Raw genomic sequence first — 13,712 nt, 5'->3', positions numbered from 1 at the left:
CCACCACCCCCAACCCCCTCCTCTGAAGAGGAGGGGGCTTTGATTTCAGCTTGTTAACTCCCCCTCCTCTTTAGAGGAGGGGGTCGGGGGGTGGTGGAACGCTGCCGCCAACGCCTGCGCAAACCCGCACAAATCCGCCACGAACCGCGCCTGCTCCGCCTCTCGCGCCGCGCCATCCAGACGCAGCAAATAGCTGGGGTGGCAGGTAAGCCAGATGTCTGTGTCGCCTTGCCGGGCAAGCAATCCACGCTCGCGCTGCACGCTGGCAGTCCGGCCGATCAACCCGCGCGCGGCGCTGGCGCCCAGCGCCAGGATCAGGCGCGGCGCCACCAGCTCGCGCTCGCGGTCCAGCCACCAGCGACAGGTATCGATCTCACCGGCCGTGGGCGTCTGGTGCAGGCGACGCTTGCCGGTGGGCTGATGCTTGAAATGCTTGACCGCGTTGGTCAGCCACCCCTGCCCCGGATCGATCCCGGCAGCCTGCAACTGGCTGCGCAGCACCTCGCCAGCCGGGCCAACGAACGGGCGGCCCTCCATTTCTTCGGTATCGCCCGGCTGCTCGCCCACGATCATGAACGCGCGGCGGCGCGTGCCTTCGCCCGGCACGGCGCGGGTGCCGTTGCAGCCGATCGCGCAATGGCGGCAGCCGGCAATGCCGGTGGCCAGATCGGCCAGGCTATCCGGCGCAGGTCCGAACTCCTGCCGCCCCAGATCGACCATGGCCGCCTCGCGCGCCTGGGCCCCGGCGATCAACTCGGGAATGAGCGCGGCTTCGGGCATGTTCTTCCAATACTTGCGCGGCATTTCCTTGAGCATGGCGCCCACCTTGAGCCGTGCCGGATTGAAAATGTTGGCGTAATAGGTGCGCCACAATTCTTCCAGCGGATCACCGCCGGGTGCATCCAAGCGAGTGGCCGGTGGCCCTTCCTCCAGCACATCGCCGGCCCAGTGCAGCGATCCCGCCGGCGTCAGGATCGACCAGCGCATCGCGGCAAAACGCCGCACGAAAAAGCCGGCATTGGCGCGCAGAATATGATGATCCGGTTCGAACCAGGCGACATAGCGCTCGCTGCCATCAGGCTCGGCCACGCTGCGAAAGCGCAGGAACGCGCGCATCTTGTGGATGTCGCGGCGCACCGGACGCGACAATTGATCCAGCCGGCGCACCAGCGGATCGGCCGCATCCTCGGCCAGACGCGGCTGGCCCTGCAGGCGCCAGAGCAGGCGATAAGCCAGATCAAAGCGTTCGGGCGCACGGTGCAGCAGGGCCATGCGCACCAGGTTGAGAAACGCCTTGCTGGCGCGCACCGGCGGTGCATCGGGCCGTGGCGGCGGGATCGGCGCGGCATCTTGCGCGAACAGATCGCCGGGCCCCTGCCCCGGCTCTTCCCACGACACCGCATCGGGCGCGATCCCGGCCAGGATCAGCCCGCGCGCCGCCGTGCGCCAGGCTTCGGTATCATCGGGCGCGGGCAGGCAGACGCGCAAGGATCAGGCCCCGAACAGTTCCAGCTGCCGCGCCTTGGGCGGGGCCAGACTGGCGCGCAAGTCTGCCCGATCGACCAGCAGCGTGGGCCGCCAATCGGCGGTGACGATGAAGGGCCGCACCTTGGTGAGCGAAACGGTCAGCCGGCCCACGTCTTCCAGCCGCAGCCGGCGCTGCCGCCGCGCCGACAGCAGTGCATTGACCGCGCGCACGCCCAGCCCGGGCACGCGCAGCAGCGCCTCGCGCGGGGCGCGGTTGACGTCGACCGGGAAAGCGTCGCGAAAGCGCAGCGCCCAGGCGAGCTTGGGATCGATATCGAGCGGCAGCATGCCGCCCGCATCGGTCGCCTGCTGCACCTCGTGCGGAGCAAAGCCATAAAAGCGCATCAGCCAGTCAGACTGATAGAGCCGGTGTTCACGCATCAGGGGCGGGCGTTGCAGCGGCAAGACCGCACTGGCATCGGGGATCGGACTGAACGCGGAATAATAGACGCGGCGCAGGCGAAAGCGGCTGTAGAGCGTGGCCGAGCGGCCGACGATATCAGCGTCGCTGGCCTGGTCGGCGCCAACGATCATCTGGGTCGATTGCCCGGCCGGGGCAAAGCGCGGCGCGTGGCGGAAGCGCTTGCGCGCGTCCTTGGCCTCGACAATGGCGCTACCGATGCTGGCCATCGCCCCCTCGATCACGGGTGTGGATTTGTCGGGCGCCAGCCGCGCCAGCCCCGCCTGGGTGGGCAATTCCACGTTGATCGACACGCGATCGGCATATAGCCCGGCCCGCGCGACCAATTCGGGATCAGCCTCGGGGATCGTCTTGAGGTGGATATAGCCGCGAAATTCGTGCTCTTCGCGCAGGATGCGGGCCGCCTCGATCAACTGTTCCATCGTGTGGTTGGATGACCGCACGATGCCCGAGGACAGGAACAGGCCCTCGATATAGTTGCGGCGATAGAACGCTATCGTCAGGTCAGCCACTTCCTGCGGCGTGAAGCGCGCGCGGCGCACGTTGGAACTCTTGCGGTTGACGCAATAGTGGCAATCGAAAATGCAGTGGTTGGTCAGCAGGATCTTGAGCAGCGAGATGCACCGCCCATCGGGCGCATAGGCGTGGCAGATGCCCATGCCCTCAGTCGAGCCAAGGCCCTTGCCGCCGGCGCTGTTGCGTTTGGCCGTGCCGGATGAGGCACAGGAAGCGTCGTATTTGGCAGCATCGGCCAGGATACCGAGCCGTTCCATGACCGAGGGTTGCGACATTCGTTCCTTATACGTTCTTCTTTCTGGCAATGCCAGTGCCGATGCGGCGAACCGCCCACGGCATTTTGGGCAGGGCACCGGAACGCTCTTCCCCCTCAACCGGTTATAGGCGCGGAGGGGCAGACGATTTGCGGAGTTTTGCGAACCATGCCCATGATCAAGACGCGCGATGGCACCCAGCTTTACGTCAAGGCCTGGGGGCAAGGTCCTGCCGTGGTACTGATCCATGGCTGGCCGCTCAATGCCGATAGCTGGGATCCGGTAATGAACGCCCTGGCTGGCGCGGGCTATCGCGCCATCGCCTACGACCGCCGTGGGTTCGGCCGGTCGGATCAGCCAGGTCATGGCTATGACTATGACACGTTCGCCGACGATCTCGCCGATGTGCTGGCAGCCACCGACGCGCGGCCGGGCGCGGCGCTCGTCGGCTTTTCCATGGGTGGCGGGGAAATTGCCCGTTATCTTTCCCGCCACGGTGCCGATGGCATCGGGCGGGTGGCGCTGGTTTCATCGGTTGTGCCGTTCATGGCCAAGACCGAAGACAATCCTGACGGCGTGCCGCAAGAGACCTTCAACCAGATGACCGAGGGCATGCTGGCCGACCGGGCCAAGTTCATGGCCGGGTTCATCAAGGATTTCTATGGGGTTGGCCTCTTGGCTCAACCGGTGAGCGACGAACAGCGCGCGCTGTCGTGGAACCACGCGATGCAAGCCGGGTTGCTGCCGACCTTGGCCGCGGCAAAGGCCTTTGCCACCACCGATTTCCGCGGTGACCTGGCGAGCTTTACCGTGCCGACACTGGTGATCCACGGCACGGGCGACAAGACCGTGCCGATCGAGGCGACCGGCCGCGCGGTGGCCCGCGCCGTCCCCCATGCCATGCTGGTCGAATACTCCGGCGCACCGCACGGCGTGTTTGCCACGGAAACCGAACGGCTGATCGCTGACCTCACCGAATTCCTCGCCGGGCGTCGCCCGGATGATCGCCAGGCCGCGATCGATGCGGTGACGGCGCAAATGCTCATCACCCCCAACGTCTGACCCGAACGCCCCCCTTTCACAGGAGAGAAACGATGCATTATGACCAAGGCAACCCGGCGGAACTGAAGGAAAAGTTCTGGAAGGAACTGGCCCATTCGCCTTTCGTGATGCTGCAACTGGATGCCGATCCCGAAAGCGCCGCGCCGATGACCGCGCAGCTTGACCGCGATGCCAACCACGCCATCTGGTTCTTCACCTTGCGCGACAATCGCTTTGCCGCGCAGGGCGGCGCCACGGCGACCTATGCTGCCAAGGGGCATGACCTATTCGCCCGCTTCACCGGCGCGCTGAGCGAGGAAACCGACCGTGGCCTGCTTGACAAGCATTGGAGCCGCATGGTCGAATCCTGGTTTCCGGGCGGCAAGAACGATCCCAACCTGCTGTTCCTGCGCATGGACCTGGGCGAAGCAGCCATCTGGTCAGGCGAAGTAGGCGTGATGGGCGCGGTGAAGATGGCGCTGGGCCTGCCCGTGGGCGACAGCATCAAGGGTGGCTACGCCGAAACCAGCCTCTAAACGGAACGACCGCGTTCCAATAGGCAAAGGCCGCCGCTTCCCCAGGGAAACGGCGGCCTTCCTATTACCGGCCCAAAGTGGTGCGCGATCAGTCGATCGGCGGCACCGAGCTGGGCGGCAGGTCAGCATCGCCTTCGTGCACTTCGGTCAGGCCACGGCCGACATGGCTGCGGCTGCGGCTATAGGCATAGTACACGATCAGGCCAATCACGGCCCAGCCGATGAACAGCTGGATCGTTGCGGCCGACAGGCTGCCGAACAGATAGATGCAGCCCAGGATCGAGATCGGCGCCACGATCATCACCGCGGGCGTGCGGAACGGACGCTTGCGCGTGGGATCGGTACGGCGCAGCACCAGCACCGCGATCGACACCGCCGCGAACGCGAACAGCGTGCCCGAGTTCGACACATCGGCCAGCAGGCCAACCGGGAAGAAGGCAGCGAACAGCGCCACGAACACCCCGGTGAGCAGCGTGATCACGTGCGGCGTGTGGAAACGCGGATGAATCTTGGAGAAAAATTCCGGCAGCAGGCCGTCGCGGCTCATCACGAAGAAGATGCGGGTCTGGCCGAACATCATCATCAGGATGACGGAAGGCAGCGCCAGGATGGCGGCAAGGCCCACCAGCCAGCCCACCATCGGGTGGCCGACCGAACGCAGCGTCCACGCCAGGGCTTCCTTGGAGCAGACCACGGCGTTTTCACCGATCGCCTTGCAGGCATCAGACAGCGCGGGCGATCCGGGCGACAGAGCAACATGGCCGGGGCCGAACACCGGCTGCGCGCCAACAGTGCCAATCACGCCAGCGGCCACCAGCATGTAGAATACGGTGCAGATTGCCAAGCTGCCGATCAGGCCGATCGGCATGTTGCGTTGCGGATTCTTGGTCTCTTCTGCCGCAGTAGAAACCGCGTCGAAGCCGACATAGGCGAAGAAGATCGATGCCGCAGCGCCGGAAATGCCGGTGAAGCCCAGCGGCGCGAAGGGCTGAAAGTTGCCTGCCTTGACCATGGGAATGGTCAGCGCGATGAACAGGGACAGGGCGACGATCTTGATGGCGACCAGCACCGCGTTGACCGTGGCGCTTTCCTTGGTGCCCAGGATCAGCAGGCCGGTAATCACCACGGCAATACCCATGGCCGGCAAGTTGATCAGGCCACCGTCAAACGGGCCACGCACCAATTCCAGCGGCACGGTTATGTGCAGGCTGTTCTGGACAAAGCCGATCATGTAGCCCGACCAGCCCACCGAAACGGCACCAGCGGCAATGGCATATTCCAGGATCAGCGCCCAGCCGACCATCCAGGCCACCAGTTCGCCCATCACGGCGTAGCTATAGGTATAGGCGGAACCCGAGACCGGCACCATGGCTGCCATTTCGGCGTAACACAGCGCCGCTACCGCACAGACGAAGCCGGCGATGATGAAGCTGATCATCATGCCCGGCCCGGCCTTTTGCGCGGCTTCTGCGGTAAGCACGAAAATACCGGTGCCGATCACGGCACCAACGCCCAGCATGGTCAGTTGGAATGCACCGAGCGAGCGGTGCAATGATTTCTTTTCGGCTGTCGCCAGAATAGCGTCGAGTGGTTTGACGCGTCCAAACATTGAAATCTCCCGCCTTGGACCGGTGCGGCGGGAACCCCCACGCCAACACGTTGCACCGGTAACCAGGTCATGGGCCGCAACGCTAGCGGCAACCTATGGCTTGGCAAAGGGCCTTTTTTCATCTGCATGTGCCAATGCCCCCTGCCCTTGCGGGTTTTGCCCCATGGTATAGAAGCGCGCGCCACACCTGACCGGCTTTTGGGGCCAGCTTTTGGGAAAGCAGTGCGCATGTCCACCACCTTTCAGCTCGACACGGCCACCAGCCGCGCCCATCCCACCCCGGCGCCGATGAAGCGCCTGTCGGTGCCCGCCATTCGCCAGCGCAAGGTGGATGGCAAGACGACGCAGCCGATCGTGATGCTCACCGCCTATACCGCGCGCCAGGCGCAATTGCTGGATGCGCATTGCGATATCCTGCTCGTGGGGGATTCGCTGGGCCAGGTAATATATGGCTTGCCATCGAGCGTTCCGGTCACGCTCGACATGATGGCCGCCCATGGCGCTGCCGTGGTGCGCGGTTCATATCATGCGGTGGTGATCGTGGACATGCCGTTCGGCAGCTACGAAGCATCACCACAAGCGGCGTTTGCGGCGGCGGCGCGGCTGCTCAAGGACACCGGCTGCGCCGGGGTCAAGCTGGAAGGCGGCGCGGCCATGGCCGAAACAGTGGCGTTCCTGGTGGCGCGCGGCATCCCGGTGATGGGCCATGTGGGCCTGACGCCGCAGGCGGTGAACGTGCTGGGTGGCTATGGCGCGCGCGGCCGCAGCCAGGCCGAAGCCGACAAGATCCTGGCCGACGCGCGCGCGCTGGCCGATGCCGGCGCCTTTGCCATCGTGGCCGAAGGCGTGGTGGAACCGCTGGCCATTGCCATCACCCAGGCCGTGCCCTGCCCGGTGATCGGCATTGGCGGATCGGCCCAGTGCGATGGCCAGGTGCTGGTGACCGAAGACATGCTGGGCATGTTCGAGCGCGTGCCACGCTTTGTGAAGCGCTATGCCGAAGTGGCCGGCACGATCGAGCAAGCGGCCGCCCACTATGCCCAGGAAGTGCGCGAGCGCGCGTTTCCGGGGCCGGAGCAGACGTACCAGCCCAAGTAACAGGCGCCTAACGCACCTGCCCCCGCGCAGCCAGGGCGCGGGCCATGGCCTGGGCTTCTGTCTGGCGCCCTTCCCCGGCCCAGGCCACGGCAAGCAGCCGCATCGCCAAGAGGCTTTCGGGATTTTGCGCCAGATAGCGCGCGGTCATCGCGTCGGCGTCCCTGGCCCGGCCCGCCGCGCGCAAGGCTGCGTCCATGCGGCGTAGCACCGGTTCGTTGAACCGGATCGCTGCCGCGGCATCATAACTGGCAAGCGCACCGCGCGCGTCATTGGTGATCATGCGAGCGTCCCCGGCCAGAAGCCAGGCTTCTGCCGCGCCGGGATTGGCCGCGCGCAGCCGATCGGCAACGGCCCGCGCCTGGTCAAACTGCCGCGCGGCTAGCAGGCCACGGACATAGGGCACCGCCACGTCGGCAAAATTGGGGCCATCCTGATAGCGCAGCGCGAGCGCGCCCAGCGGCAGATCGGGCGGGATCGCCGTGAAGGGCCGCATCGGGCCCATGCGGGCGGCAACGGTGGCCAAATCCTTGGCCCGTTGTGGCTGGCGCAGCCCCTGCCAGGCGCGCGCCACCGTGGCTTGCAGATAGGGCGTGGCAAAGGGCTGCCGCGCCACGCTATCCCAACGCCAAGCCACCTGACGCAGATCGCCCTCGCGCGCGATGGCGCGGGCGAGCAATTGCTGTGCCTGGAGATTTGCCGGTTGCAGCCGCACCAGCCGCGCCAGCAATCCCGCCGAAACGCTGTAGTTGCCCGCGCGATATTCCAGCACCCCGCCCAGCAGCATGGCCGCGGGCATGTCCCTCAGCGCGGTGCCGGTGCGTTGCAGCAGGGTGCGGGCAAGCTCGGTCTTGCCAGCGCGGGCGGCCAGCACGGCCTGGAAATAGAGCGCGCGTGGGTTGCCCGGGTCCACCTCGGCCAGTTTGCGTACCACCACCAGCATGGCGCGGGCCTGGCCCATGTCACCCAGGGTGGCAGCATATTCCGTCAGCAGATCAGGATCTTGCGGATGTATCCTGAGGCCCTGCTCGAACCACGGCAGCGCGGCGCGCAGCCCGAACTGTTCGCGCACCAGCATGCCGCGCAGCGCCAGGGCGCGGGCATTGCGTGGGGCCAGCGCCACCGCCCGTGCCGCTGCCTGCACCGATTGCGCCTGCTCCCCCCCGGCAAAGCGCAGGCGGGCGATCGCCACCCACAGATCGGCGTCGTCGGGCGTGAGCCGCAAGGCTTGGTCAAACGCCTGGCCCGCCGCCGGCAAGCGCCCTTCGGCCAGGGCCAGTTGCCCGCGCATGCGCCAGCCGAGCGCGGCGGTATCGGGCGTGAACTGCGCCGCGCCATCGAGCACAGTGTGGGCATCGGCCAAAGCACCGCGCGCCAGCAGCGCCGCGGCAAGATCGGCGCGCAGCGCATCGGCCGGCGCACCCTGGCGCATGGCTTCGCGCAGGACCACTTCGGCCGAGATCGGATCGCGCCGCACCAAGGCCGCCCGCGCCTTGGCCCGCACCGCGTCGAGCGGCGGGCCATCGGCCGCCGCCTGCCCCACCGGCGCCAGGGCCAGGAGCGTTGCCGCGAGCGACACGAGCAAGGCACGCCTGCGGTTACCCATGCATGTCATATTGCTTGAGCAAGTCGTAAAGCGTCGGCCGACTGATACCGAGCAGACGCGCCGTGCTGGAAATGTTGCCCTCGCTGCGCGCCAGGGCGTGGCGGATCGCCTTGCGATCGGCCGCCTCGCGCACCGCCTTAAGGTTGAGCGGATTGTCTGCCCCAGCATCGGCCAGCGGCAGATCGAGGTCGGCGGCCGCCACCAGCTTGCCATCGGCCATGATCACCGCGCGCTTCACCCGGTTTTCCAACTCTCGTACGTTGCCCGGCCAGCCCCATCCGTCGATCGCGGCCAAGGCATCGGGGGCAAAGCCCTTGACCGAGGGGTTCATCTGCGCGGCAAAGCGGGTGAGGAACGCCTTGGCGAGCAAAGTGGCGTCACCCGGCCGCTGCGCCAGGCTGGGGATCTTCACGACGATTTCGGCAAGGCGATACCACAGGTCTTCGCGAAAGCGCCCTTCGGCGATCATCGCCTCGAGGTTCTGGTGCGTGGCGCAGACGATCCGCGTGTCGACCGCGATCGAGCGGCGCCCGCCGATCCGCTCGATCGTGCGTTCCTGCAGGAAGCGTAGCAGCTTGACCTGCAACTGCAGCGGGATGTCGCCCACTTCATCAAGGAACAGCGTGCCGCCATTGGCCAGTTCGATCTTGCCCTCGGTGGTCTTGACCGCACCGGTGAACGCGCCCTTTTCGTGGCCGAACAGCTCGCTTTCCAAAAGGTTTTCCGGGATCGCCGCGCAGTTGATCGCCACGAAAGCGCTGCTCGCCCGGCTCGATGCCTCGTGCAGGCCACGCGCCAGCAGTTCCTTGCCGGTGCCGCTGGCGCCAAGCAGCATGACCGAGACATTGGTATTGGCCACCCGCTCGATCGTGCGGGCAACCTTGACCATTTCCGGTGCTGCCGTGATCATGTTGCCCAGCACCCGGTGATCGGCCGGCGCCCGCGTAGCCAGGCTGAGGTTTTCCGCCTCGATCCGGTGAAGATGCAGGGCGCGGCGCACGATCAGGCCCAAGGCGTCGATATCCACCGGCTTGGGATAGAAATCATAGGCACCCTGCGCCACCGCACGCAGCGCGGATTCGCGCGCGCCGTGGCCCGAGGCCACGATAACCTTCGTATCGGGCTTGATTGCCATGATCTCGTCCAGCACGGCAAAGCCCTCGCTCACTCCATCGGGATCGGGCGGCAGGCCCAGATCGAGCGTGACCACTGCCGGCTCTTCGGCGCGCAACAGGGTAAGCGCGCTGGCGCGATCGCCGGCGATGAACACCTCGAAATCCTCGTAGGCCCACTTGAGCTGCGCCTGGAGGCCCGGATCATCTTCGACGATGAGCAGCTTGGGCAGCTGCTTGGCGCGGGTGTCGGTCATCATGCAACGTCCTGCTGGGAATAGGGTGGAGACAGGGCAGCGGCGGCAGCAAGCGGCAGGCGCACGGAAAAGCGGCTGCCCAGCCCTTCCCGGCTTTCCACGTCGAGCCGGCCGCGCATGGCGTGCACCAGTTCGCGCGCTTCGAAGGCGCCGATGCCAAAGCCGCCGGCCTTGGTGGAAACGAATGGCTTGAACAGGTTGTTGCGCACGAACTCGGCGCTCATGCCGGTGCCGGTGTCGACGACGTCGATGCAGCCGTGCAGCGCCTCACTGCGCAGTTCGACCCGCACGCTTTGCCCGGCAGGGCTGGCATCAATGGCGTTCTGCACCAGGTGGGCCAGCACCTGCTCCAGCGTTTCGCGGTTGGCCATGATCGTGCAGGGGCCATGCACCGTCACCACCACTTGCGCCCCGCTGACGCCATGCGGCCAGCGACCGGCCAGCGCCTGGGCCACCGCCACGGCATCAACCGCGGCGAGTTGCTCCACATTGCCGGCGCCATAGCGCGACAGGCGGGCGATCAGGGCGTTGAGCTTGTCGGCCGAGTTGCTCAGCGTGACGAGCATGTCCTTGCGGAACTCGGGATTGTCGGCGTGGCGCTGCGCGTTGCGCGCCAGCAGGCCGAGCTGGCTCGCCAGGTTCTTGATATCGTGCATCACGAAGGCGATGCGGCGGTTGAATTCATCAAAGCGGCTGGCTTCGAGCAGCGCGAGCTGGCCATTGTTTTCGGCGATGTAGCTGGCCAGCTGATGGCCCACCACGCGCAGCAGATCGAAATCCTCCCAATCGAGCTGGCGCGCCACCGCCGGGCGGCCGAGCACGACAAGGCCGACCAGCCGATCGAAATGGAGCAGCGGCACTAGGGCCCAGACGGCCTCTTCCTCGATCATCCAGACGGGCGTGGCCTGTGCCTCGCCGCGGTGGTCGATGCCGCCGCGCACTTCATCAAGGTCGACGATGAAGCCGTGGGTTTCGAAGAAGGCGGCGCCTGCTGCGTCGAGCCCCTGGGCCGGCACATCGAGCGTGGGCCATTGCCAGCGTGCCGCCAGGACCAGTTCGCCGCTATCGGCCGGCATCAGCAAAGCGCCGCGCGCGCTGTCGGTGATATCGGCCACGGCCTGGATCACGCGGGTATGCAACGGCACGGTATCGCCCGCGCCACTGGTCATCCCGCCCGGCCCCCGTGCCCCACCCCGGCCGATCGTGGCGTTGAAGCGCAGCCATTCGGCGCGATAGTCATAGCGGTGCTGGAAGAAATGCTTGGACAGCATGACGTTGAGCCAGCCGCGCAGGCGCCCAGAGGGCATCAGCGCCAGGACCAGCACCGACGAGGCAAACACGAAGCCAAGCTGGGTCAGCATCGTGGCACTGCCACCTGCCCAGGCGATGGACTGCGCCACGCCGACCATCACCAGCATGTAGCCGCCGATCACCAGCAGCGAGAGCGACTGGAACGCCACCGTGCGCGACGGCGAAAAGCGCCCGGTGGTCTGCTCGCGCACGGCGCCGGCCGCCAGCAGGGCCACGCCCAGCAACGCGGCGAGCGCGCGCAGGCTGACGAGTTCGGCCGGCGTGCCGCGCACCAGATAGGCGATGGTGTAGAAATTGAGATCGTAGCCCCAGATCACCGCCAGGGCAGCGCAGGTCCAGCGTACCGCGCTGCGCTGCGCGGTCATCGCCCCGGCATAGAGATTGTGCACCAGCACCAGCGCGCCAGTGATCACCAGCAGGCGCAGCATCACCGCAATCTGGAAAATCATCGCCCGTGCCACCGGGAACGCGGCAAAGCGCCAATCGAGCACGAGCAGCACGACCTGGAGCAGTTCCACCACGGCCAGCACGATCAGCACCGGCCGCACCGGCGCTACGGATTCATGCCGTCCATCCCGGGCGAAGAGGGCATAGACCACCAGCAGCCAGGCCAGGTTGCGCGCCATATCGGCCAAGAGCGCCACGGGCGCGTGCGGGCCCAATGCGGCCTGCAACAGGGCCCAGACCGCACCAACCAGCACCGCCGCGATTCCCGCGCGGCTGACCGGGCGACCGCGCCGTTGCCGGTCGATCTGCCACACGCCCAGCACCAGCCCGGCAAAGGCCGCCAGCACAAAGGCCCATTGGCCCAATCCTGTCCATCCCACAGGGGCCAGCATCGCGGCAGCGCCTGCTTAACGCGCGCCTTCGTGCCACAGCACGACGCGCAGGGTTTGCAGCAGGATCAAAAGGTCAAGAAACGGGGTGTAATTCTTGGCGTAATAGAGATCGTATTCCAGCTTGTGCCGCGAATCCTCGATCGAGGCGCCATAGGGATAGTTGATCTGCGCCCAGCCAGTGATGCCCGGCTTCACCATGTGGCGTTCGGCATAATAGGGCAGATGCTCTTCTAGGTCTGACACGAATTCGGGCCGTTCGGGGCGCGGGCCGACGAAGCTCATCTGCCCCTTGAGCACGGTCCAGGTCTGCGGCAGTTCATCGATACGCAGCTTGCGGATCAGGCGGCCGATGCGGGTAACGCGCGGATCGTTCTTGGCGGCCCACTGCGCGCCGCCGGCCTCGGCATCCGTGCGCATGGAACGCAGCTTGATGAGGTTGAACGTCTCGCCATAGAGGCCGACGCGGGTCTGGCGGAAGAACGCCGGCCCCTTGCTGTCGAGCTTTACCAGGATGGCGAAGACCACGATGATCGGGGCGGTCAGCGCCAGCAGCAGCAGGCTGGCGCAGATATCGAAGGCACGCTTGATCGCGCCCGACAGCATGCGGCCCGAGGAAAACCCATCGGAAAAGATCAGCCAGCTGGGATTGACCGTGTCGAGATCGACCCGGCCGGTCTCGCGCTCCACAAAGGTGGAGAAGTCATTCACATGCACGCCGGTGGTCTTGATCCGCAGCAAGTCCTTGAGCGGCAGGGCGTTGCGCCGCTCTTCCAGCGCGAGCACCACCTCGCTCACGCCGAGGTTTTCGACAAACCGCGTGAGATTGGGCAGCGCATCGCGGCTGATCGCTTCCTCGATCAGCGGGTGCTGCGTGCTCATCGCGACATAGCCGACGATAACGAAGCCGGCCTCGGGCCGCTCGCCTAGCTTGCGCAGGCGATCGGCGCGCTTGCCCGCGCCCAGCACCAGCACGCGACGGCGAAACGCCGCCGTGCCGAGGAACCCGCCCAGCACCAGCCGCACGCCCACCAGCAGGACCATGGAAAAGACCATGGCGTAGAACAGGTTGGACCGCCACAGCGTGTGGCCGGGGATCAGGAAATAGACGACCGAGAGCGCAATGATGCCAAGGCTGACGGCGACCATAAGCCGTGCCGTGGCGTAGCGCATCGAGCGCAGCGCGTCAGAGCCATAGACGCCCACCGAGACCATCGCGGTCTGCACCAGCACGGCAAAGGTAAGCAGTGGCCACAGGCGATCGCTGGCATAGCCCACATCGATGCCAATCTGGTGCGCACGCACCACCCAGCCCAGTTCACCCGCCAGCACCAGCAGCCAGAAATCGATGATTCCCAGCAGGAAGACCGCGTTGGGAATATAGTGTTTGAACAAGCGGATCATCAGGCCAAGGGTATCCAGCTGCGCCCTGCCGGGGCGGATCGGTAACTGCGCGTATCGTTCTGTGGCGGGGATAGGCCCGCACGGGTAAATTGTCGGTGAATCTGACAAGTCGCGGTTAATAGCGTCGGACAGGCTTACAGCCTCTCGCCCCTACTGGTCGAGCGCTTCAATCCCTGTCATGGTCTGG

The 13,712-nt window shown here is 66.2% G+C and carries 10 protein-coding genes; 3 read left to right on the top strand and 7 right to left on the bottom strand.

From position 1 onward, the window contains the following. Positions 1-45: 45 nt before the first annotated feature. Positions 46-1,488, bottom strand: a complete 1,443-nt coding sequence (locus C8K14_RS15335) for a UdgX family uracil-DNA binding protein (RefSeq protein ID WP_107717319.1) — start codon at positions 1,486-1,488, stop codon at positions 46-48. A gap of 3 nt (positions 1,489-1,491) precedes the next feature. After that, positions 1,492-2,739 carry a putative DNA modification/repair radical SAM protein gene (locus C8K14_RS15330; protein WP_107717317.1) on the bottom strand — a complete coding sequence of 416 codons (1,248 nt, stop codon included), beginning with the start codon at positions 2,737-2,739 and terminating at the stop codon, positions 1,492-1,494. Between the two features lie 147 nt (positions 2,740-2,886). On the opposite strand from C8K14_RS15330, the gene C8K14_RS15325 reads away from it, so the two are divergent. Both C8K14_RS15325 and C8K14_RS15320 read left to right on the top strand, forming a co-directional pair. Next, on the top strand, positions 2,887-3,780 hold the full coding sequence (locus C8K14_RS15325) for an alpha/beta fold hydrolase (RefSeq protein WP_107717315.1): 894 nt from the start codon (positions 2,887-2,889) through the stop codon (positions 3,778-3,780). A gap of 32 nt (positions 3,781-3,812) precedes the next feature. Then, a complete protein-coding gene (locus C8K14_RS15320) occupies positions 3,813-4,295 on the top strand; it encodes a pyridoxamine 5'-phosphate oxidase family protein (protein WP_107717313.1) in 483 nt (160 codons plus the stop codon). 88 nt (positions 4,296-4,383) lie between these two features. Here the strand turns inward: C8K14_RS15320 and C8K14_RS15315 are convergent, their stop codons facing one another. Continuing rightward, positions 4,384-5,904, bottom strand: coding sequence for an amino acid permease (locus tag C8K14_RS15315; protein WP_107717311.1), 1,521 nt, complete (start codon positions 5,902-5,904; stop codon positions 4,384-4,386). 228 nt (positions 5,905-6,132) lie between these two features. On the opposite strand from C8K14_RS15315, the gene panB reads away from it, so the two are divergent. Next, a complete protein-coding gene (gene panB, locus C8K14_RS15310) occupies positions 6,133-7,002 on the top strand; it encodes a 3-methyl-2-oxobutanoate hydroxymethyltransferase (RefSeq protein ID WP_054130978.1) in 870 nt (289 codons plus the stop codon). A 7-nt stretch (positions 7,003-7,009) separates the two neighbouring features. Here the strand turns inward: panB and C8K14_RS15305 are convergent, their stop codons facing one another. The 4 genes from C8K14_RS15305 to C8K14_RS15290 are packed head-to-tail and all read right to left on the bottom strand — an operon-like array spanning position 7,010 to position 13,525. Beyond that, on the bottom strand, positions 7,010-8,605 hold the full coding sequence (locus tag C8K14_RS15305; RefSeq protein ID WP_107717309.1) for a tetratricopeptide repeat protein: 1,596 nt from the start codon (positions 8,603-8,605) through the stop codon (positions 7,010-7,012). Continuing rightward, positions 8,598-9,974 (bottom strand): PEP-CTERM-box response regulator transcription factor, encoded by a 1,377-nt coding sequence (gene prsR, locus C8K14_RS15300; protein ID WP_107717417.1) that lies wholly within the window; start codon positions 9,972-9,974, stop codon positions 8,598-8,600. The genes C8K14_RS15305 and prsR overlap by 8 nt, the downstream gene beginning before the upstream one ends. After that, a complete protein-coding gene (prsK, locus tag C8K14_RS15295; protein ID WP_107717307.1) occupies positions 9,974-12,124 on the bottom strand; it encodes an XrtA/PEP-CTERM system histidine kinase PrsK in 2,151 nt (716 codons plus the stop codon). Before prsK ends, prsR begins: the two co-directional genes overlap by 1 nt. 15 nt (positions 12,125-12,139) lie before the next feature. After that, positions 12,140-13,525 (bottom strand): TIGR03013 family XrtA/PEP-CTERM system glycosyltransferase, encoded by a 1,386-nt coding sequence (locus C8K14_RS15290; RefSeq protein ID WP_107717305.1) that lies wholly within the window; start codon positions 13,523-13,525, stop codon positions 12,140-12,142. Between the last annotated feature and the right edge of the window lie 187 nt (positions 13,526-13,712).

It is taken from the genome of Novosphingobium sp. GV079, from assembly GCF_003058045.1.
Lineage (GTDB): Bacteria > Pseudomonadota > Alphaproteobacteria > Sphingomonadales > Sphingomonadaceae > Novosphingobium > Novosphingobium capsulatum.
Note: the sequence above shows the minus strand (reverse complement) of the source record. Positions and strands in the feature narration are given on the sequence as shown.

Excerpts from the sequence above, each read along its gene's own strand:
- C8K14_RS15290 (WP_107717305.1), bottom strand. The coding sequence starts at position 13,525 with ATGATCCGCTTGTTCAAACACTATATTCCCAACGCGGTCTTCCTGCTG.
- C8K14_RS15315 (WP_107717311.1), bottom strand. The coding sequence starts at position 5,904 with ATGTTTGGACGCGTCAAACCACTCGACGCTATTCTGGCGACAGCCGAA.
- panB (WP_054130978.1), top strand. The coding sequence starts at position 6,133 with ATGTCCACCACCTTTCAGCTCGACACGGCCACCAGCCGCGCCCATCCC.
- prsK (WP_107717307.1), bottom strand. The coding sequence starts at position 12,124 with ATGCTGGCCCCTGTGGGATGGACAGGATTGGGCCAATGGGCCTTTGTG.
- C8K14_RS15325 (WP_107717315.1), top strand. The coding sequence starts at position 2,887 with ATGCCCATGATCAAGACGCGCGATGGCACCCAGCTTTACGTCAAGGCC.
- C8K14_RS15320 (WP_107717313.1), top strand. The coding sequence starts at position 3,813 with ATGCATTATGACCAAGGCAACCCGGCGGAACTGAAGGAAAAGTTCTGG.
- C8K14_RS15330 (WP_107717317.1), bottom strand. The coding sequence starts at position 2,739 with ATGTCGCAACCCTCGGTCATGGAACGGCTCGGTATCCTGGCCGATGCT.
- C8K14_RS15305 (WP_107717309.1), bottom strand. The coding sequence starts at position 8,605 with ATGGGTAACCGCAGGCGTGCCTTGCTCGTGTCGCTCGCGGCAACGCTC.
- prsR (WP_107717417.1), bottom strand. The coding sequence starts at position 9,974 with ATGACCGACACCCGCGCCAAGCAGCTGCCCAAGCTGCTCATCGTCGAA.